This is a genomic window from Spirulina subsalsa CS-330, from assembly GCF_028330765.1.
GTDB lineage: Bacteria > Cyanobacteriota > Cyanobacteriia > Cyanobacteriales > Spirulinaceae > Spirulina > Spirulina subsalsa_A.
On the sequence record NZ_JAQMTY010000178.1, the window covers coordinates 1 to 21,360 of the forward strand.

Here is a 21,360-nt window from a genome sequence, read left to right on the forward strand (position 1 = left end):
TCGAAGTTTTACCCAAAAGACTTGCTCTTAGAACCCCATACTTCAACTCTGTTAGGTCGCTTAATATGAATGTACCATTAATGAATCACAATATAAAGCCGTCCTACAAGGACGGGGCTTTAGACCCAAAATTTACGGTAAGGTATGGCACAGTCTGACCCAAACCGGGTGCTCCGCGCTCTGCCGTTGGTGGCGGGCGCTTTGGGCGGCCTGACGCTGTTGATCAATCGCGGCTTAACCCCCGTGATTAGTACGCCCCAATCGCGCTCCGATGCCTTGGGGATTTTGCTCAGTGCGGTGCTGATTTTGGTGGGTCTCCTCTGGCAACAGGTGCAGCCGCGCTCTCCGGAGGCGGTGGAACTCGACGGGGAGGAGGTGTTTGAGTTGGCCCCGGAGTTACCCGACGCGCTGCAAACCGAATTGGCCTGGGCTTCCCATCAATTGCTCATCAATACTGTGACGCGATCGCTCGTCATCTACTACCAAGATCAGGTCTTATTACGGCGTGGCATTCTTCCCCCGAAGCCCGATGTCACCCCGAAAGCAATTCTCAAACGGGTGATGGCCCAGGAAAAACCGATCTATCTCGTCGCCCTCACGCTCTACCCTGGCCGGATTGAATTTGACTATCTCCCGGCCAATACCCAAGGCCTGATCTGCCAACCCCTCGGATCTCAAGGGGCCCTGATCCTCGGAGCCAATGCCCCCCGGAGCTACACCCAGCAGGACGAACGCTGGATTGCCGGCATTGCCGATAAGCTGGCCCATACCTTAGCGATCGCATTTCCCACCCCCTAGGCTTCACTCGACCTCATCATCCTGACCATTGAGCAGCAAGGGGTCGAAGGATTCTAACGTCGCTTGGTCGATCACCGTACAGTTACGCCCGGATTGCTTGGCTTCGTAAAGGGCGCGATCGGCCGCTGCGATGAGTTGTTCCATCGTCGTGCTGGGGCTTGGAACCATCGCCGCCGTCCCTAAACTGACCGTCACCACCGGTTCCACCACCGAGGCTTGATGTTCAATCGCCAAATCTAGCACCGAGGTGCGGATTAATTCCGCCACCTGCATTCCCCATGTCACATTGGCATTGGGCAAAATAATTAAAAATTCTTCACCACCATAGCGAGCCACAAGCTCCTCTGAACGTCGCAAGAACATTTTAATCGTCTGGGCAATTTGAATTAAACAGGCATCCCCCGCTTGATGGCCGTAGGTGTCGTTGTATTGTTTAAAACAATCCACGTCACAGAGGATTAAAGCGAGCGATCGCTGATGTTCAATTAAATGCTGCCATTGTTGATGCAGATAAATATCCCCATAACGACGATTAGCCACTTGCGTTAAACCATCAATCGTTGATAATTCTGCTAATTCTTGATTCTCATCCTGAAGCGATAGAATCATCTGCTTTTGCTGGGTGATATCTCGAATCGTGACCGAAAATCCATCCCCCAATTTCACCGCTGTGACGTTATACCACCGCACATGGTCATCTAGCGGATAATGAAAATCCTGCTCCAACGGGGCTGCCGTTTCCACCACCGAGATAAACTCATGAAATAGCTCCGGTTGAAACCGAGTCAGAAACTGTTTTAAAACCGTTTTTCCGGTTAATTCTTCCTTGCGATGTCCGAGCAACTGGGCAATCACCGGATTCACCACCAAACAGCGAAAATCCCGAATTTCCCCCGAGAGGTTATCCCGCACCGCCTGCATTGCCGCAATCCCATCCCGCGATGAATTGAGAACACTGGCTAAGATGGCCCGGGATTGATACAGCACCTCTTCCGCTTCTTGGCGTTGTTGGATTTCCGATTGCAATTGTTGGCGTTGTTTTTGGATGGTTAACTGGGTTTCAATTCGGGCTAATACTTCTTCGATTTGAAAGGGTTTGGTGATGTAGTCAATCCCGCCGACGGAAAAGGCTCGCACCTTATCAAAGACTTCATCAAGGGCACTGACAAAAATAATTGGAATGTCTGTGGTGCTGCTGTTTTGTTTCAATTGCTCACAGACTTCATAGCCATTCATTTCTGGCATTTGAATATCTAAAAGAATGAGATCCGGCGGGGTAGAACAGGCGGCCCGGAGGGCGGTTTTGCCGTTAATGGCTTTGCGAACTTTATAGCCTTGATTTTCCAACATTTGGGAGAGCACCCGAAGATTTTCGGGTAGATCGTCCACGATTAAGATATTGCTAGCGGTGTGATTGACAGTCAACATAATGGGTGAGGGAATAGGAATTCAGCTAAGACTGGGGAAATTGATCCGGGTACATCATCTCAATCTCAATCATCTATGGGATTGGGAGAGGCGATCGCCCGCAGAAAAACCCATGTTCGGCAGTCTATCCGTCGCTAGATTTGGACAAGCCAACAGAGTTGGCCCAATGCCAGCCTTCCGCAACAGCGGCTAGGGGATACTGGCATCGGGATGCACTGCTTCTAGAATCTCATCCATACTATATTGATTCACCAAGGTCAGCAGCACATCGCTGAGGCGAGCATGATGACTGGGCAGTTCAGCGATCAGTTCTTTTAAACGGCCATCGTCACAGTCCATTGCGGCTTGATAGAGTTGCTGTTGCCAGTGTAAGGGTTGGGCTTGGAGTTCGGTGGGGTCAAGACTGGTACTGGTGGTGGCTGGAGCGTTGGCAGTGTAGTTTTCATAGCGATATCGCACCCCTAAATGTTTGGCCATGGTGTCAAAAATGGTGTCTTCGAGGAAGGGCTTGCGGACAAAGTCATCACAGCCAGCGGAGAGGACGACGGCTTTTTCTTCTTCGAGGACGCTGGCGGTGAGGGCAATCACGGCGGTGGCGTTGCCTTTGACGGTGCGTTTAATGTATTTCGTGGCTTCGTAGCCATCCATAATCGGCATCCGCATATCCATCCAGATCAGATGGGGTTCCCATTCGTCCCACAGGGCGATCGCTTCTTGACCATTCATCGCTTCTCTAACTTGAAACCCAAGGGAGGCAAGGAGTTTAACGAGCAAGAGGCGATTACTGGTTTTGTCATCCACGACTAAGATGCGATAGGCGGGCTGGTGGGGTTCGAGGGCGATGACGCGGGACTTGATGGGTCGTGAACTGACTTGGGTGACGGGGACGCTTTGCACTGGAATGGTGAAGGAGAAGCGGCTACCCTGGCCGAGGGCACTTTCGACATGGATTTCGCCTTGCATCAGTTGGACGAATTTTTGGCTGATCGGGAGGCCGAGCCCTGTGCCTTCTTGGGAGTCGCGCCCGACTTGGGTTTGGCCAAAGGCTTCAAAGAGTTGGTCGAGTTCTTCGGGGGCGATGCCGGGGCCGGTGTCGGTGACGGCAAAGGTGATTGCGTAGCGATCGCCCTGGTGAGTCTCGGCATCGACGCTGATCAAGACTTCGCCTTGGTGGGTGAATTTGATTGCGTTGTTGAGGAGGTTGATCAGGACTTGGCGCAGTTTGACTTCGTCGGTGCTGATGTAGCGGGGGACGGCGGCGGTGCGATCGCACCTCAGCCGGAGGCCTTTGTCTTCAGCCCGCAGATAAAACATATCTTCTACATCTTCTAAGAGGCAGTAGAGATCGAAGTTTTTGGGCAACAGAGCCGTTTTTCCCGCTTCGATTTTGGAGAGATCGAGGACATGGTTGATCAGGTTGAGGAGGTGTTCGCCGCTGCGATTGATGATCGTGACATTTTCCCGTTGTTCCGGGTCAAGGTGGGGCGATCGCATCATCAACTGCGCAAAACCGAGAATCGCATTCAGGGGCGATCGCAACTCATGGCTCATATTCGCAATAAAGGTACTTTTGGCCTGGTTCGCCACCTCTGCCCGGTCTTTAGCGATCGCCAATTCCGCCGTCCGTTCCGCCACCCGCTGTTCTAAATGGTCAAAATATTGCTGTTTCTCCGTAATATCAATCCCCACCAAGACCATCGCCTGATTATTGTGATATTTCTGGGCCACCAGCAGATAATGGCATTTTTCCCCCCGCACCGGAATCGGCATTTCCGTCGTCAACGAGGTTGCCGGACTTTCTAAAAACGCATTGATAAATTGGGTGAAATCCGACGAACTATTGAGAAACCCTAACTCCTGGCCCTCAAAATCCTCAGGACTTAAATTCACAATTTCCGCTAGATGACGATTCACCCCAATATAGTGACCCGTGGCACTAATCCAAGCGATCGTTCCCGGCACTGCATTCAGCACCGCTTCTAATTGTTCCTTGGCCTCCGCCAATTGCTGCTCGCGGGATTGCAAATTACTAATCATTTGCTGAAACCCCCGCGCCAACTTGCCCAACTCATCCGTCCGCTCCATCATCGTTTGCAGCCGTTGACTAGTGAACTGGCGCATTTCCACCGCCGCCACCGCCGCCGTCAGGGTTTCCACCTGATTCATATAACTGGCGAGTTGGAGATTTTTGGCAGCAAGTTCTTGCTCCAATTCAGAAAGATAGAGACTGGAAACAGAGGAGAGACAGTCGTCCTGAGAGCTTGAATCGATACCCCGATCCAACAATTCTTGCTGGAGCAGTTGAATCTGATGCAGCAGTTCTTCATTGGTCAGGGCATTTAATACATCAGTTTTCATGCTGAATGACGGCTTAGAGCGCAACGGACAACTTCATCGCGACAGAAAATGATCTTGAGACGGTAAAGCAGAAAAAAACTAACTTACGGTCTGATGAGAATAGATGACTAGCTCTATGGCTAGACCTGGGGACGGCACTAGGTGTAGAGTCCATCCACAACAATGCTGTGATTAACCCATGGGATAAACGCCATACCGCAACAGGTACAAAGACCCTCGCAACTTTGGAGTTTACAATCTATGCTACACCAAAGTTTTGGGGAGATTGCGATCGCCCCGTCCAGATTATTCCCTCCTGTGAAGAATTTCCCCCAATCCACCCACCCCGTTGATCCCCTTCAGACACCGTGACTCAACCCAACCCCACCTTTAACCGTTACTATCGCTACGCCGAACTCCAAGCCCTCCTCCAAGACTACGCCACCGCCTACCCCCACCTCATTCACCACCAGAGCATCGGTCAAAGCCACGAAGGGCGAAGGATTGACCTCATCACCATCACCAACAAAGCCACCGGGGACGCATCCCAAAAACCCAGCCTTTGGGTTGACGGCAACATCCACGCCACCGAAGTCGCCCCCTCCACCGCTGCCCTTTACCTGATCCATACCCTCGTCACCCAATACGATCGCGACCCAGACATTACCCGCTGTTTAGACACCCGTGCCTTTCACATCTGCCCTCGCCTCAACCCCGACGGCGCAGAACTCGCCCTAGCCGATTCCCCCCGCTATCTCCGCTCCGGCACGCGCTACTATCCCGACCCTGACCCCCTGCCGGCCGGCTTCACCCCCTGCGATATTGATGGCGACGGCCGCATCCTCACGATGCGCATCCCTGACCCCAATGGAGCCTGGAAAGCCTACCCCCCCGATCCCCGCTGGCTGATTCGTCGCGACCCGATCGAAACGGGGGGCGAATATTATCGGCTGCTACCCGAAGGAGAAATCGAAAACCATGACGGTGTGTTGATCCCCCGGAATTCACCGCCCCAGGGCTTGGACTTTAACCGCAATTTTCCGGCGGCCTGGCGACCGGAGCCGGAGCAACGGGGGGCGGGGCCGTATCCCACCTCGGAGCCGGAAGTGCGGGCGGCGGTGGAGTTTGTCACCCAGCAGCGCAATTTAACGGGGGTGGTCTCGTTCCATACGATGAGCGGGGTGCTGTTGCGGCCCTTTAGTTTTCAGGCGGATGAGACGATGGCCCCGGCGGATTTACGACTGTATCAGCAGATTGGGGCCCAGGGGACGGCGATCACGGGCTATCCGGCGGTGTCGGTGTATCACGAGTTTCGGACGGCGGGCCAGGGGACGGTGACGGGGGCGTTTGATGATTGGGCCTATTTGGAGCAGGGGTTGTTGGCCTGGACGGTGGAGATTTGGAGCCCGATGCAGCAGGCGGGGATTGAGAAGTATCACTTCTTGGATTGGTTTGATGAACATCCTTTAGAGGACGATTTGAAGTTGTTGGCGTGGAGCGATCGCGAACTCCAGGGCCACGGCTATATCGATTGGTATCCGGTGGAACATCCCCAACTTGGCCCGGTGGAACTGGGGGGCTGGCATGATTTTTACAGTTGGCGCAATCCGCCGCCCCATCTGCTGCAAGGGGAGATCCAACGGTTTCCCCAATGGCTGGTGTGGCATCTGTTGATCTCCCCCCTGCTGACGCTCCATCACAGCGATGTCACCCCTTTGGGGAATGACTGTTATCGGGTGCGGGTGGTGGTGGAAAATTCCGGCTGGTTGCCCACCTACGTCACGGAACAAGCGAAGACGCGCCAAAAAACACGGGGCTGTCGGGCGGCTATTCAAATTCCGGAGGGGGTAACGTTGGTGACAGGCTCGCCCCGCTTGGCATTGGGTGAATTAACCGGACGATCGCACACTCCCGCCGCGCCCTCCTCCTGGGGGGACAAAACGAGCGATCGCGCCAAGGCCGAATGGATTGTCAGTGGCCCAGCGGGGGCAGAGGTGACCGTGACGGTACAGGGCGATCGCGCCGGTCAAGTGACCACCTCCCTCACCCTGGCATAAGCTACTGCTGATACAGAAGCTAAGTTGCTAGTCTGGAGCGGGTAGACGTGAGCCAGAGGCTCACACTACCCTGCCTGAAATCCGCTGTAGTGCGAGCTTCTAGCTCGCTGCCCTGATAGAGAGATTCTTCGCAGCGATTCGCTATAGTAAAGGGTAATCCTTATAGCGCGTTGTCTTCAATCAGCGACCTCAATGCCTTGACCCCATCGCTTTCCAACCCCGAATACGCTTCAGCCTTTGCCTTTAGCCCCAATTGCCAGCACCGCATTGCCATCCCCATTGCTCGCCTCCCCACCCAAACCGAGCTTTCCCTCGCCATCACCATCATCCACGGCCACGAACCCGGCCCCACGCTCTGGCTCAGTGCAGCCCTCCACGGCGATGAGTTGAATGGGGTGGAAATTATTCGACAAGTCTTACAACGGCTCGACTGTATGCGCGTCCGGGGCACAATCATCGCCGCCCCGATTGTCAATATCTTCGGCTTTATCGACCAATCCCGCTATCTGCCCGATCGCCGCGACTTAAACCGCAGTTTTCCCGGTGCTGCCAATGGCTCCCTGGCCTCGCGCCTCGCCCATTTGTTCATGACCGAAGTCGTACACCGCAGCACCCACGGCATCGACCTCCACACCGCCTCAGACCACCGGATCAACTGGCCCCAAATTCGCGCCAATCTCGATGACCCCGCCACGGCTGCGATCGCCCAAGCCTTCGCCCCCCCCGCCCTGCTCCACGCCAACATCCGCGACGGCTCCCTCCGCGAAGCCGCCGGCAAACGCGGCATCCCCGTCCTCCTCTACGAAGCCGGCGAAGCGATGCGCTTCAACCACGAGGCAATTCATACCGGGGTTACCGGTATTCTGCGGGTCATGGCCGCGTTGCAGATGTGCCCCTTGTCGCCCAACCTCGACCCTCCCGCTGCCCCCGTAGTGCAAGCCCACAAAACCAAATGGATTCGCGCCGCTCGCAGTGGACTGCTCCGCCTTCAGGTACAGTTAGGCAGCCACGTCACCAAACGGCAAGTGATCGGCATTGTTGCCGATGTTTTCGGAGAACACCCCTCTCTGGTGCGGGCCACCACCGCAGGCGTGGTCATCGGCTACACCCAAAAACCCTTAGTCAACCAAGGCGATGCGATCGTGCATCTGGCGATCGGGGAAGCGATCGCAGACCCTGCGCCGGATCATCCCACCCCAGAGCCAACCCACTAGAGAGCCAACAAGCACAACTAGTGCAGCGTCAATGCCAAGCATCAGGCTGTTTGTCGGGTGCTGCTAGCGAAGCGTAACGCATCGTCACGTTGAGCGTTGGACATTCAAGACAATCCGAATACTAAGCCTTGACTCTGTACTCGTTGCCATGGCCCCCATCAACCCAGTCCAGAAACCCACCCAACCCATCGCCTCAAATCAGCATTCTCCTTCGCCAGACCCCACCCTCAAAAATCAGTGCAAGAATCTACCATCCCCACCGACACAGGGTTCTCATAAACCTGAAGTAATGAGGGGTTTTAAATCTTAACAAAACGTAACTGCGATTCACCCCACTCACAGTGTATAAAGATAACCGGAAGGTTTAAAGAGTAAGCCAAGTGCAAGCTTTTGCGATACTCCAAGGGATTACCTCCTTTCTCATAAACAGTTATGAAATTCTCAGACTTCAAGGTGATAAGTACTTATACTCACTCGATCATTACAAGTCTGTAACATTTCTGAGAGAAGAGAGGCAAAACAGATAACAAGCGAGTAGAGTAAAACTTAGCTGTTTGGTCACCATTAAAACCAACCAGTATTGAAACTACTAGATTTGCAAAAAACGAATCTAGTCGTCATCAAAACACAAATTAACATTAGGAGATTAACTCAATGTTTGACGCATTCACAAGGGTTGTTTCTCAAGCCGATTCTCGTGGTGAATTCTTGAGCACCGAGCAGCTTGATGCCTTGGCCGCTACCGTGGCAGCAGGCAGCAAGCGTTTAGATACCGTTAACCGGATCACCAGCAACGCTTCTACGATTGTCACCAACGCTGCTCGCGCTCTCTTTGCCGAGCAACCTCAATTGATCAGCCCCGGTGGGAATGCTTACACCAACCGTCGCATGGCTGCTTGCCTCCGCGACATGGAAATCATCCTGCGCTATGTCACCTACGCAACCTTAGCAGGTGATGCAAGCGTGCTCGAAGATCGTTGCTTGAACGGTCTGCGCGAAACCTACCAAGCTCTGGGCGTTCCTGGTGCTTCTGTTGCTGCTGGCGTTGCCAAAATGAAAGATGCAGCCGTTTCCGCTGCTAACGACCCCAACGGCATCACCCCCGGCGATTGCAGCCAACTGATGTCCGAAGTGGCCGGCTACTTTGACCGCGCTGCTGCTGCTGTAGCTTAAGCTCTTTGGGTCTTGTGTGCCCTAGCAACAAGATTCTACAGTTTGGGGACTGTTCCCCGTAGCAAAAGAAACCAATCACTCAGAATTTAGGAGAATCCTAGACCGATGAAAACCCCTATCACCGAAGCGATCTCTACCGCTGATTCCCAAGGCCGTTTCTTGGGCAACACCGAACTCCAAGCTGCCAACGGTCGTTTTGAACGTGCCGCTGCCAGCATGGAAGCTGCTCGCGCCTTGACCTCCAAGTCCACCGACTTGATCAATGGTGCTGCTAACGCTGTGTACCAACGCTTCCCCTACACCACTCAAATGCAGGGCGCTCAGTACGCGGCTGACCAACGCGGTAAAGACAAGTGCGCTCGTGATATCGGCCACTACCTCCGTATGGTCACCTACTGCCTCGTTGCAGGTGGCACCGGCCCCATGGATGAATACCTGATTGCAGGTTTGGATGAAATCAACCGCTCTTTCGAGCTTTCTCCGAGCTGGTACGTTGAAGCTCTCAAATTCATCAAAGCTAGCCATGGCCTCAGCGGTCAAGCTGCTAATGAAGCTAACACCTACATCGATTACGCGATCAACGCATTGAGCTAGTTTTCTATCTCAATCTCCTGCCCGGAAAATTCGGCGAGTGTTGGCACACACAGCTAGCAGTTGCCAATTTATCCGGGCATGGTTTTAGCCATTTGTTGTAGTAGAACGAGGTGTTTATGCCTACATTAGTTGCTTCCAATTTGGCTGCGGCCGGACGGCTGGGTCTCGATGCCTTTGACGGAACCTATGTTGAATTGCGTCCGAACTGGACGGAAGACGATCTTCAACTGGTGTTCCGTGCGGCTTATCGTCAAGTGTTCGGAAACGACTACGTGATGAAAGCCCAACGGCTGACCTCAGCAGAGTCTCTGTTGCGGCAGGGAAATATCAGCGTTCGTGACTTTGTCCGGGCGTTGGCGAAATCCGATTTATATAAAGACAAATTTTTCCACGCCAATAACAACCAACGCTTTGTTGAGTTGAACTTTAAGCATCTCTTGGGACGTGCTCCTTTGGATCAAGAGGAATTGGCGTATCATACCAATCTCTGCGAAGACGACGGGTATGATGCTGAGATTGACTCTTACTTTGAAAGTGAAGAGTATGCTCGTAAGTTTGGCGACAGTGTGGTTCCCTATTTCACGGGTTTTTCCGTTGAAGAAGGGTCACGCACGGTGGGCTTTACGCGCATGTTCAATCTGTATCGCGGCTATGCGAATAACGATCGCGGTCAAGTGGGCGGCCCCAATGCGCGGTTGATTCGTCAACTGGCGGTGGGTCAATCGGCTACGATCGCTGATCCTACGGATGAAAATGCGTCCTATGCTGTTCCCCAAAAATCCTTTGGTGGCGTGGGCAATCAAGGGGCACGGATGTATCGGGTTGAAGCGACGAAGATGATTGGTCGCCAACTGCGCCCGGTGATTCGTCGCAGCAATACGGCTTACTTGGTGCCCTATGAGAATTTGTCGGATCGCATCCAACAAATTCTCCGTTCCGGCGGCAAGATCGTCAGTGTCCGTCCTGCTTAAGGAATCACAAGAGCGATCGCAGCCGGGCATTGTCATCCACAAACAGGCTCAATGTTTTTGATGTTGACCCGTCGCGTTCGCTCTTGAGGTGATTCAGAGTATTGATGGTAAGCGATCGCTTACCATCAATACTAGTATGCCAGTTGATGAGTCATAACCATTGAAACGGAGTTTTTAAAATGTATAACCAAGCCTCTTTAGGAACAGCCACCCTTGAAAATTCCGGCAGTCGCATCTACCGGATGGAAGTGTCGGGACTCCGCCAAAATGCGGCGACGAGTAGCCAACAATATGCAATTCGCCGCAGTGGAACCGTCGTTTTGACCGTTCCCTATAGCCGCATGAGTGATGAGATGCAGCGCATCAACCGGTTAGGCGGTAAGATTGTCAAGATTGAAGCGGTGGACGGAGCAGCGCCTGCGCCAGCTTCGGAATCCGCCGCGTCTGAAGAATAAATCGTAAGGATAACTATGGCGGTGGATGAGTCCAATACCAGTCCCTATACCGCTGGACAGGCGATCGCCAATCTTCAACAAACGGAGCATTTGGGCGATCGCTACTATGCAGCTTGGTGGTTAGGAAAACATCGAGTGCAAGATCCAGCCGCGATTGAGGGGCTTTTAGCGGCGCTGGGGGATGAACTCGATCGCTCTCCCGATGGGGGCTATCCATTGCGACGGAATGCAGCGCGGGCCTTGGGGAAAGTGCAAGACCCGCGCATTGTGTCGGCGTTAATTGCCTGTTTAGACTGTGACGACTACTATGTGCGGGAAGCGGCAGCCCAGTCATTGGAGATGCAGGGGGATGGAGCAGCGATCGCACCCTTGAGCGCCTTTTTAACGGGTGGGATTAATGTTGCCACTGCCGTACCGGGGCGACCCCACCTCATCCACCCCTACGAAGCAATAATCGAAGCCTTGGGCACGTTGGGGGCGACGACGGCGATCCCACTGATCGAGCCGTTTTTAGAGCATCCTGTGGAAAAAGTGCAATTCGCGGCGGCGCGGGCCCTGTACCAACTGACGGCAGACCCCCACTACGGCGATCGCCTCGTGCGTGGCCTCCAAGCCAATAAACTTCCCCTGCGGCGTTCGGCCTTGATTGATCTCGGTGCGACCACCTATCTGGCCGGGGCAGAGGCGATCGCCAAAACCTTCGCCGAAAACAGCCTCAAACTCATCGCCCTCAAAGGCCTGTTAGAAAATCATCTCCGCCAACAGTCCGCTGATTCGCCCTCCTTAACGGCGGAGAGTCAACAGGTGATGGCCCTCATGGATAGCTTGCTATGACCTCCGACACCACAACCGATTCAATTCAGCCCCTCTTGACAGCCATTGACAATGCCAGTTCTGCCGATGCCTTGGTCGGGGCGGTGCGGGCCTTGGGAGCAAGTCATGATCCGGCGGTGATTCCGAAACTGATTGAAGTGTTGGGGTTTAATAATCCGGGGGCAGCGGTGGCGGCGGTGGACGGCCTGGTGCGCTTTGGCACGATCGCGGTTCCCACTCTGCTCGATAACCTAGATGGCTATGACTACGGAGCGCGTGCCTGGGCGAACCGCGCCCTGTCCCAAATTGGTGATCCCCGTGCCCTCGATACCCTGTTAGACGCAGCCCAAGCGGATTTTGCGTTGAGTGTGCGGCGGGCGGCGGCCAAGGGGTTGGGGTTTTTAAATTGGTCGGCTTTACCGGTCGAGGCGCAACATCCGGCCCAGCAGAAGGTTTTTACCGCCCTGACCACGGTGCTCACCGATGAGGAATGGGTGGTGCGCTATGGCGCGATCGCCGGTCTGCAAGAATTAGCCCAGCGTCAACCCCACTGGCGCGATCCGGTGCTGGCGGTCTTGGGCGATCGCCTCCCCCAAGAACCCGAAATCGGTGTCCAAGCCCGCTTATCCTGGGCGATTCAAGCGATCGCTTAAGGGGCAGAATGGATTTTGCATGCTGTTTTGGCAAGAGAATCAGAGAATTCGTTAAAGTATGAACAGACTGCATTGTTAGATATTCGATCATCACTAATTCGGGTCATGACATCCTCTTCCATCGCTGTTCGCGAATTGCCTTTGTTTCCCCTGCCCGATGTTGTGTTGTTTCCGGGGCGACCGCTGCCTCTCCATATCTTTGAATTCCGTTATCGGATCATGATGAACACGATTCTGGAAAGCGATCGCCGCTTCGGAGTCTTAATGTTTGATCCGATTCAGGGGCAAATTTCAGGGGTTGGATGTTGTGCCGAAATCATTCACTTCCAGCGCCTCCAAGATGACCGGATGAAAGTGATCACCTTGGGTCAGCAGCGGTTCCGTGTCTTGGAATATGTGCGCGAAAAACCCTACCGGGTCGGTCTCGTCGAATGGATTGACGACCATCCCAGCGAGAAAGATCTGCGCCCCTTGGCCACCGATGTAGAACAACTGCTCCAAGATGTGGTGCATCTTTCGGCCAAACTCACCGACCAAAAAATTGAACTGCCCGACGATCTGCCCAACCTCCCCCTTGAACTGTCCTATTGGGTCGCCAGTAATCTATACGGGGTCGCGGCGGAACAGCAGATTTTGCTCGAAATGCAAAACACCAAAGACCGCCTCGATCGTGAAACGGAAATCCTCACCTCCACCCGCAACCATCTCGCCGCCCGCACGGCCCTCAAGGATGTGTTGCCGAGTTAATCTGGAGGTTGCCCCTTGAGCAGGTTGCCGGAGCTACGGCTGTGTGGCTTTGTGGTGGCGTAGTTGGATCAGGAGTTGATCGGTGCGTTGCGATCGCCAATAGGGAAGGGGCGATTGAGACAAGGCATAGATTTGATCCATCGCCCCTTGCCAATCTTGACGGGCGATCGCGCCCTCAAACGCCTGTTCTCGTTCCGTTGCTTCCCGCCATGCCGTTCGCCATTGGGCAATATTGGTCTGCGCTGCACCATAGCGGGGGCTGCGATCGGGGATCTGCTGGCTAATGGCGATCGCCCCCTCTAGATCCCCCGCCGCTAACCGCTGTTCCGCCCGATCCATCGCCCAATCCGACCAAACCTGCAACAACTCCGCCTGATCCGCATAGAGGGGATGTTGGGGCGACCATTGGCTCACCTCCGCCAGAATCTCAAGCCCCACATCGAGATCCCCCGCCACCGCCATCACCTGCTGACAATACAATTGCTTACTCTGCGATCGCAGCGGGATCGGCGTTTGACAGTCTTGATCCGGAAACCGTTCCGTCAACCATAAGCCACTAATGCCCCCGCCCCCACTCACCAACACACTGACGATCAACCACACCAACAATAACCGCCAGCGGGGATTATTTTGGCTTCGTTGACGGACACCCTCAGACCGGGCATGAGTGGCCACAGGAGGGAGGGTGGTGATCCGAATAATGTGGCGTTGTCCCCGTCGTTCGCTGCGGGTGACGGTGCGTTGGGTTGCGGCGACTGGCTTCACCACCATTTTCATCAACACCCCCTAGCGAGGCGAACGAGACGAGAAGATCGGTAGCACCATCCCCACCACCAGTCCCACCACCACGGCAAAGGTCAGCAAAACCCCAAAGGGAATCTCCACAGACTGAAGATTTAAAAACCGGATAGCAAGGGGGGTCACGTTTTGAATCGAGAGGGTGGCCACGGCGATCAGCCAAGCCCCGATCAGGATTGCTGTGAGTAAATTTGCGATCGCCCTCATCATGACCTCAATCCAGAATAGACGTTAGGATGTGCTGCAATTCTCAGTAAAGCCATTAAAATAGACCGTAAATATTCTACCGTGCCCACATTAACCCCGATTTAGGTCATTATATTGCCGTGAGTAACCCCGAACCCACCAACGTTAACAGTCTGCGCAGCGAAATCAACCACCTCAAAGACGAACTGCAAACCCGTGACCAGTTGGTACAGCAACTTTCCCAAGAACTTTTCCGCTTGGTCAAGGGCAACACGCAATTTATGCCCCAGCCCGAAGTCTCCGACCGTCACAAAGCCGAAATGCGGATGCTGCGGGAGCAATTACAAGAAGTCGAGCAACAGGTGACGTTTTATCAACAGCAAATCACCAGCCGCGACCAAGAAATCCACCAGTTGCGCCATTCGGTGCAGGAATTGAGCGATCGCAGCCGCATGCTCGAACACGCCCTCCAAGAAATGCCCACCATTTACCGCCGTAAATTTGAAGAGCGCATGGTTCCGATCAAAGACAAAATCGAACGCATCCAGCGGGAAAATCGCCAACTCCATGTTGAACTTCAAAGCGTCAGCTATCGCCTCGCCGTGAAAACCCGACGCACCACCAACAAAGTCGATCTCCCCGCCTTTGGCAAACCCACCCCCGGCCCGATTCCCAGTTTCGGCACGGTTTGACGAGTCCGCCTCCGCTGCGCCAGGCTCAGAAAGATTCGAGAATCTACTGATAGTAAGCCAGCCTGAGAATCTGCCAGAATACAAGACATCCATCTTCAGGATTGTCATGTCTGCGAAGTTTTCCCATCTCTATCAGCCCTTGCTCCTGCGCATTATCCATGCTGGCACTGGTCTCGCAACTCTCGGCGCAATGGTCACCGCCTACTGGACCTATGAAGTCTACGATCGCCGCTGGGGTAGTTTAGGCTGGCCTCGTTGGCAGGAGGTTGAAGGCCTTCATGGCACCTTTGGCCTGTGGTCGTTGCTGTTGTTGCCGGTGTTGTTGATCTACGCGGTGCATCGGGGGTCTAAGCGTCTGGTGCAGCCGGATTTTCTCGCCAAAGTGGGACAAATTCCCGCCCCCATTGCTTGGTATACCCTGCACCGCTTGGCGAATACCGTGATTTTAGTGGCGCTGGGGTTTGCGGTGTTTTCCGGCAAGATGATGAGTGAGAAATGGTTACCACAGGGGGAACTGGATCATTTTTGGTATTTTGCTCATTTGCTGTCCTGGGCGGTGATGCTGGGGGCGATCGCTTTTCATCTTTTGATGACGGCCAAGGTGGGCGGCGTGCCCCTGTTGGTGTCGGTCTGGCGCTGGGCCTATCGTCCCAAGGATAGCCCCGCTCTCTGGTGGGGGCATATTCACCAGTGGCGGCAGCAGTGGCGGTCAAATATGGCCCAGGCGTGGCGATCGCGATCGCTCCCCTTGAAACTGCTTGAAGTCACCGTCTTGCTGATGGTGGTTCTGGGCTGGGGATTATCATTGTGGAAAGAATTCGGCCCCACCAGCTAGGCCGCAGCATCTTAGGCGCAGGCAACCAGGTGATAGGATACGATCTCCGTAGTGCAACGTTTGAGCGTGCTTCGTACCCTGCCCTTGTCATAGCCGATCATGACCTCGATTCAAGACCAACTCAACACCCAATTTTTAGCAGCATTTCATCAGGCCTTCGGCGATGAAGTCGAACCGCCCACGCCCCTCGTCGTGCCGGCGAGTAATCCGAAATTTGGCGATTATCAATGCAATGCCGCGTTGCCCCTCGCCAAACCCTTAAAACGCAAACCCCGCGATATTGCCCAAGCCCTCCTCGATCAGGTGCAACTGGATCACCTCTGCGAACCGCCGGAAATTGCCGGGCCAGGCTTCATTAACCTCCGGATTCAACCCCAATTCATCGCGGCGCAACTGACGCAACGCTACGGCGATCCGCGTTTGGGCGTGGAGCCGACGAAAACACCACAGCGAGCGATCGTCGATTTTTCTAGCCCCAATATCGCCAAGGAAATGCACGTCGGTCATTTGCGATCGACGATTATCGGGGATTCCATTGCGCGAATTTTGGAGTTTCGCGGTCATGAGGTGGTGCGTCTCAATCATGTGGGGGATTGGGGGACACAGTTTGGGATGCTGATCACCTATTTAAAAGAAGCCTATCCCGAAGCCTTAACTACTGCTGATGCCCTCGATTTAGGGGATTTGGTGGCCCTGTATAAAAAAGCCAAACAACGCTTTGATGCGGATGCCGAATTTCAGCAGGCCTCACGGGAAGCGGTGGTGAAGCTGCAAGCGGGGGATGAAGAGGCGCGGCGAGCCTGGCAATTGCTCTGTGAGCAGTCCCGGCGCGAATTTCAGGTGATCTATGATTTGTTGGATATTCAACTGACGGAGCGGGGCGAGTCGTTTTATAATCCGCTCTTGCCCGATGTGATCACAACCCTGGAGGCGGCGGGGCTGCTCGAAGAAGATCAAGGGGCGAAATGTGTATTTCTCGATGGCTTCACCAATAAAGAAGGTAATCCCCTGCCCTTGATTGTGCAAAAGTCCGATGGTGGGTTTAACTATGCGACGACGGATTTAGCGGCGTTGCAGTATCGGATTCGCCAGGATGAGGGCGATCGCATCATTTACGTCACCGATGCCGGTCAAGCGAACCACTTTACCCAAGTCTTCCAAGTGGCCCGCAAAGCCGGGATCTTACCGGAACAGATTGACATCGTTCATGTCCCCTTTGGTTTGGTGCAGGGGGAAGATGGCAAAAAGTTAAAAACCCGCTCCGGGGAAACGGTGCGCCTCCGAGATCTGTTAGATGAAGCCGTGCGCCGCACCTATGCAGACTTGGAGCAACGTCTCACCGCCGAAGGCCGCACCGAAACCGAAGCCTTTAAACAGCAGGTGGCGAAAACGGTGGGACTCAGCGCCGTCAAATATGCCGACCTCAGCCAAAACCGCACCAGTAACTACATTTTCAGCTACGACAAAATGCTCTCGCTCCAGGGCAACACCTCCCCCTATCTCCTCTATGCCTATGTGCGCATTCAAGGCATTGCCCGCAAAGCGCGGGCCGGGGTCGGGGCGTTGGCAACGCGGCAGAATGAGATCGCACCGTCGGGGGTGCGCTGGTCGGTGCTCGCTTGGACAGCAGCGATCGCAGTGGCGGCCGTTATTGCCCTTGATGCCTCAATTCGGGTTCACCACGAACTGCACACCCTACCCCTCTTGGCGGAAACGATGCGCCTCATCGGGTTTGGCTGTACCCTCTGGTTTGTGGCCCGGCGGCTGCTCTTTTACCGGGGACGACAGCAATTATGGGCGCAACTGCGGCAGTGGCGATCGCAATTTTTAGACTTCACCCCAAACCCTGCCCCCCCAGAACCATTCCCCGCCGCCATCCAAGTGACCGAAACAGCAGAATTAGTCCTCGCCAAACATATTTTGCAATTAGAAGATGTCCTCGCTGAAGTGGAACAGGATTTGTTACCCAATCGCCTCTGTCAATACCTCTTTGAATTGAGTCAGAAATTTAATCAATTCTTTGAACAATGCCCCGTCCTCAAAGCCGAGGAACCCGTCCGCACTTCACGATTAATGCTCTGCACCCTCACCGCCCGCACCCTAGAATTGGGCTTATCCCTCCTCGGCATTCCTGTCCTGGATCGGATGTAATTCCCCATTCCCTGCAACACCTCAACTTACTCCGTTCCACCTCCCCCCAGGGAGGTTTTTCTTAGCAATTAAAGTAATCAACAAGGGCATTAGGACAGGCAAGGGGCTTAAGCCCCTTGTTTCAGAGTCTCTGAATGTCCTAACCGATCTGGCTAGTGCTATAAATCCGTTTGATTGCCAGGAATAGCGCGGCGATGATTCTATAGCAAATTGCGAAAAGATGAGAACGCCACTTCCCCCTTTTTAAGGGGGATTGAGGGGGATCTTTGTCCCTCGTGTTGATGGAAACCGCTAGATGCTCACTCTGGCACAGGTTGCACAACCACCGTTGACGTATCAGGATCAGGCGCAACACCAAACCATTTTTCATGGATGGCCGCCAGGGTGTTGTCTTGTTTTAACGTCGAAATCACCTCATTACATTGATCCCGCAATGGATTACCCTTCGCAAACATCATGCTGTATTGTTCTCCGGTTGGGATGCGTTCAACGACGACTAAATCATCATGATCTTGAACATAATAGGTCGTCGTTGGCAGATCGGAAATGTACCCATCAAACGCACCTGCGGCTAAGTCTTCCAGGGCAGGATTTAACCCTTCATACCGGACGATTTCAGCAAACTGATATTGATCTTGATGTTCAGTGGCCCATTGATCACCAGTGGAGCCATTATCGACCGCGACAACCTTGCCCGCCATATCCTCTAGACTCTCAATTTCACTCTCTGACCGCACCGTTAATGATTGGTCGCTGTCATAGTAGGGCTGGGCAAAATCTAAGGTTTCAAGACGTTCTTCGGTGATTGTAATGGATGCGATCGCAACATCAATGCGCTCCGAAAGTAGAGCTGGAAATAAGTCAATAAAGGGCATATCTATGAATTCAATTTCACGATCTAAAGCCGTGGCGATCGCTTCAATTAAATCCACCTCAAACCCCACCAATTCCCCCGCCTCATCTTCATACTCCCAGGGGACATTCCCCACATTCAAGCCCACTTTTAACGGGGCTGCTGCCGTCTGTTCAGGCTCTGATGGGGCGTTACAGGCGGCGATCGCTACAGTCAGGGTAAAACCAATGCCTAACTGACAAAACAAACGCCGAGAATAGAGTTTAGAGTTCATGGTACTAGGCCTATTACGCAAAGAATAATCAAGAGAAAGTAAGGATTAAACGGGATGGCATGAACGATCGCGATTAAGCCGCAGAATCAACGGTTTCAGATGCAGATGGCTTGAAAGTTTGTGCTAATTCAATAGTGAATTCTGTGCCTTGATTGGGTTGAGACACTAAGTGAATCTGGCCGCCATGCTTCTGCATAATCTGGTAGCAAATCGCCAAGCCAAGCCCCGTACCTTTCCCCACCGGCTTCGTCGTGAAAAAGGGATCAAAAAGTTGATGGTGTAATGCCTCCGGAATTCCGTGACCATTGTCAGCGATCGCAACTTTCACCCTACCCTGATCACAGGATGTTTTAATCGTGATTTCTTTCTGGGATTTTGAATCATCATCAAGCAGAGCATCAATCGCATTACTAATCAAATTCATAAACACTTGATTGAGTTGCGCCGGAAAACATTCCACTAATGGTAAATCACCGTAGTCTTTCGTCACCTTAATGCCACGCTTGAGGCGATTACTGAGCAAGATCAACGTATTATCAATGCCCTCATGAATATCACTGGGTTTTAGTTCCGATTCATCTAAGCGGGAAAAGTTGCGCAGCGATAAAACCAATTGTCGAATCCGATCCGCACCCACTTGCATGGACTGTAAAATTTTGGGTAAGTCTTCCCGCAAAAAATCAAGATCACTCTCGTCTCGTTTTTCAAGAATGGTGGGCGTTGCCTGCGGCATTTCCTCTTCATAAGCGTCCACAAGATCAAGAAGATCAACAGCATAGGTAGACACATGGGGCAAATTACCATAAATAAAATTAACAGGATTATTAATTTCATGGGCAATACCAGCCACCATCTGACCCAAACTTGACATTTTTTCTGTTTGAATGAGTTGAGCTTGAGTTTGGTTTAATTCCTGAGTATATTTATCAACCCAGGCAATGAGTTGATTCAAGGCAGTGGCTAAAATAGCCGTTTCATCTTGTCCCAATTGTTCAGGCACTCGTTGCTGAAAATCACCTGTTTCCGTCACTGTTTGGGCCACGTTTGTCACTTGGCGAATCGGATTGATGATGCCTCGCCCCGTCACAATCGCCAATAAACAAGCTAGAACAACTGAGAGGGTAATGCTCACTAAGATAATACTTGACCGCAAACCATTCGCCCGCTCAAAGTTAGCTTCGGCGATCGTGATTTCTTGCGCAGCCGCATCAAGTAAGCTATCAATTTCTCTGGAATAGCGGAAAAAACGAATCGCGTCCGGTGCTGTGGCAAATTGATTTAAAGCTGCGATCGCTTGATTAATATCTGCGGTGTTGTTTATCTCCGCTTCAAGTTGGGCTAACGTTTCAGTTTGGGCGGTGACATAGTCTTGAAAAATTCGCTCATAGGCCGTCAAAAATTGTTTGATTTGGACACTATGTTGAGAGGTTCGATGGCTCGTGAGTGTCTCTAGAATAGATTCAGTGGTGGTGACTCGGGTCGAAAATTGTTCGATTGCTTGCTGTAACCGTTGGGGGTTGCGCAGTACCGGTACAAATTCCTGCTGGGGTTGGAATTGGCTGGTGATGAAGAGCAGGCGAGCTAGGAGTCGGCCTTCTTGAGTGGCATTACTGAGTTGTTGTTGAGCACGGTAATGAACACGATTCCCGACGACCAAGCCGACAATCGTGCCAATCACTGCAATGCTCAAAACGATGCCATAGCCCAAATAGATCTTCTGACCGATCTTTAAGCGATGAAACTGATGGGTGAGGAAAGACAAGGGAACGTTTGAATAATGTAACGCTGATGGTGAAGAGGATGAAGACGTTATGGTGCAAGACGTTCGCATTAAAACAGGTAAGTCTTCGAGCATATCGGAGTTGGTTTTGAGGGACTGTGTTTAATTCAACATTTTGGTAGATCCCCTATCATTTTGTGATCATCAAAAAAACTTGACCCAACGAGATAAAGCTAACTCATTGATATATAGCGATCCTAAATCAATCGGAGATCTGAATCTCCTCATCAACAAGGGGCTTAAGCCCCTTGCCTGTTCATGAATCAAATAGGATTGCTATAGAGTTGACTCAATGATACAAAAGACCCCCTAGGGGCATGGTGTAAGGTCAAGTTGACCCAGACAAGATCAATATTAACCCTCGATCCAGCTTGTTCACCCATTACCCTCACCCCAAACCCCTCTCCCACGGGGCTACTGCTTATACACAAACTGCTCTTAACGATGTTCACCTTCTCTCGATCCCCCCTAGCCCCCCTTAAAAAGGGGGGAACGAAAAAAAGTCCCCCTTTTTAAGGGGGATTTAGGGGGATCAAACGCAGACGAGGCCA

19 protein-coding genes are annotated in these 21,360 nt (G+C 52.9%); 13 read left to right on the plus strand and 6 right to left on the minus strand.

Annotation, left to right across the window (positions count from 1 at the left end; all coding sequences use genetic code 11):
- The first annotated feature begins 144 nt into the window (after positions 1–144).
- Complete coding sequence (locus PN477_RS12610) at positions 145–798, plus strand: cofactor assembly of complex C subunit B (protein ID WP_272121731.1); 654 nt, start codon at positions 145–147, stop codon at positions 796–798.
- A 3-nt stretch (positions 799–801) separates the two neighbouring features.
- On the opposite strand, the gene PN477_RS12615 is transcribed toward PN477_RS12610, so the two are convergent.
- Both PN477_RS12615 and PN477_RS12620 read right to left on the minus strand, forming a co-directional pair.
- Positions 802–2,226 (minus strand): diguanylate cyclase domain-containing protein, encoded by a 1,425-nt coding sequence (locus PN477_RS12615; RefSeq protein ID WP_272121733.1) that lies wholly within the window; start codon positions 2,224–2,226, stop codon positions 802–804.
- Positions 2,227–2,415: 189 nt separating this feature from the next.
- Positions 2,416–4,584, minus strand: a complete 2,169-nt coding sequence (locus tag PN477_RS12620; RefSeq protein ID WP_272121735.1) for an ATP-binding protein — start codon at positions 4,582–4,584, stop codon at positions 2,416–2,418.
- A 347-nt stretch (positions 4,585–4,931) separates the two neighbouring features.
- Here PN477_RS12620 and PN477_RS12625 point away from each other — a divergent pair, with 347 nt between their 5' ends.
- The 9 genes from PN477_RS12625 (at position 4,932) to PN477_RS12665 (ending at position 13,240) form a co-directional block, all read left to right on the plus strand.
- On the plus strand, positions 4,932–6,620 hold the full coding sequence (locus PN477_RS12625; protein WP_272121737.1) for a M14 family metallopeptidase: 1,689 nt from the start codon (positions 4,932–4,934) through the stop codon (positions 6,618–6,620).
- Between the two features lie 266 nt (positions 6,621–6,886).
- Positions 6,887–7,834 (plus strand): succinylglutamate desuccinylase/aspartoacylase family protein, encoded by a 948-nt coding sequence (locus tag PN477_RS12630; RefSeq protein ID WP_417158809.1) that lies wholly within the window; start codon positions 6,887–6,889, stop codon positions 7,832–7,834.
- Positions 7,835–8,488: 654 nt separating this feature from the next.
- On the plus strand, positions 8,489–9,007 hold the full coding sequence (locus PN477_RS12635; protein WP_072621575.1) for a phycocyanin subunit beta: 519 nt from the start codon (positions 8,489–8,491) through the stop codon (positions 9,005–9,007).
- A 105-nt stretch (positions 9,008–9,112) separates the two neighbouring features.
- Positions 9,113–9,601: a phycocyanin subunit alpha gene (gene cpcA, locus PN477_RS12640; RefSeq protein WP_272121741.1), complete on the plus strand. Its 489-nt coding sequence runs from the start codon at positions 9,113–9,115 to the stop codon at positions 9,599–9,601.
- A 116-nt stretch (positions 9,602–9,717) separates the two neighbouring features.
- On the plus strand, positions 9,718–10,572 hold the full coding sequence (locus tag PN477_RS12645; protein WP_272121743.1) for a phycobilisome linker polypeptide: 855 nt from the start codon (positions 9,718–9,720) through the stop codon (positions 10,570–10,572).
- A gap of 179 nt (positions 10,573–10,751) precedes the next feature.
- Positions 10,752–11,027: a phycobilisome linker polypeptide gene (locus PN477_RS12650; protein WP_272121744.1), complete on the plus strand. Its 276-nt coding sequence runs from the start codon at positions 10,752–10,754 to the stop codon at positions 11,025–11,027.
- A 21-nt stretch (positions 11,028–11,048) separates the two neighbouring features.
- Positions 11,049–11,861: a HEAT repeat domain-containing protein gene (locus tag PN477_RS12655; protein WP_417158810.1), complete on the plus strand. Its 813-nt coding sequence runs from the start codon at positions 11,049–11,051 to the stop codon at positions 11,859–11,861.
- Positions 11,858–12,493, plus strand: coding sequence for a HEAT repeat domain-containing protein (locus PN477_RS12660; RefSeq protein ID WP_272121746.1), 636 nt, complete (start codon positions 11,858–11,860; stop codon positions 12,491–12,493). The genes PN477_RS12655 and PN477_RS12660 overlap by 4 nt, the downstream gene beginning before the upstream one ends.
- Before the next feature lie 105 nt (positions 12,494–12,598).
- Positions 12,599–13,240 (plus strand): LON peptidase substrate-binding domain-containing protein, encoded by a 642-nt coding sequence (locus tag PN477_RS12665; protein WP_272121747.1) that lies wholly within the window; start codon positions 12,599–12,601, stop codon positions 13,238–13,240.
- Positions 13,241–13,273: 33 nt separating this feature from the next.
- Here the strand turns inward: PN477_RS12665 and PN477_RS12670 are convergent, their stop codons facing one another.
- Positions 13,274–14,011 (minus strand): hypothetical protein, encoded by a 738-nt coding sequence (locus tag PN477_RS12670; RefSeq protein ID WP_272121749.1) that lies wholly within the window; start codon positions 14,009–14,011, stop codon positions 13,274–13,276.
- 15 nt (positions 14,012–14,026) lie between these two features.
- Positions 14,027–14,248: a DUF1049 domain-containing protein gene (locus PN477_RS12675; protein WP_272121751.1), complete on the minus strand. Its 222-nt coding sequence runs from the start codon at positions 14,246–14,248 to the stop codon at positions 14,027–14,029.
- Between the two features lie 116 nt (positions 14,249–14,364).
- Between PN477_RS12675 and PN477_RS12680 the strand changes: the two genes are divergently transcribed.
- From PN477_RS12680 to argS, 3 genes are all read left to right on the plus strand, one after another.
- Positions 14,365–14,916 (plus strand): Npun_F5560 family protein, encoded by a 552-nt coding sequence (locus PN477_RS12680; protein ID WP_272121752.1) that lies wholly within the window; start codon positions 14,365–14,367, stop codon positions 14,914–14,916.
- Between the two features lie 106 nt (positions 14,917–15,022).
- On the plus strand, positions 15,023–15,751 hold the full coding sequence (locus tag PN477_RS12685; protein WP_272121753.1) for a cytochrome b/b6 domain-containing protein: 729 nt from the start codon (positions 15,023–15,025) through the stop codon (positions 15,749–15,751).
- 99 nt (positions 15,752–15,850) lie between these two features.
- Positions 15,851–17,902 carry an arginine--tRNA ligase gene (gene argS / locus PN477_RS12690; RefSeq protein WP_272121754.1) on the plus strand — a complete coding sequence of 684 codons (2,052 nt, stop codon included), beginning with the start codon at positions 15,851–15,853 and terminating at the stop codon, positions 17,900–17,902.
- A 299-nt stretch (positions 17,903–18,201) separates the two neighbouring features.
- Here argS and PN477_RS12695 read toward each other — a convergent pair whose 3' ends face one another.
- Together PN477_RS12695 and PN477_RS12700 are read right to left on the minus strand one after the other, a co-directional pair.
- The gene (locus PN477_RS12695; protein WP_272121755.1) at positions 18,202–19,029 is read right to left on the minus strand and encodes an ABC transporter substrate-binding protein; all 828 of its coding nucleotides are present in this window, start codon (positions 19,027–19,029) and stop codon (positions 18,202–18,204) included.
- A 73-nt stretch (positions 19,030–19,102) separates the two neighbouring features.
- On the minus strand, positions 19,103–20,791 hold the full coding sequence (locus PN477_RS12700; protein WP_272121756.1) for a sensor histidine kinase: 1,689 nt from the start codon (positions 20,789–20,791) through the stop codon (positions 19,103–19,105).
- Positions 20,792–21,360 lie beyond the last annotated feature (569 nt).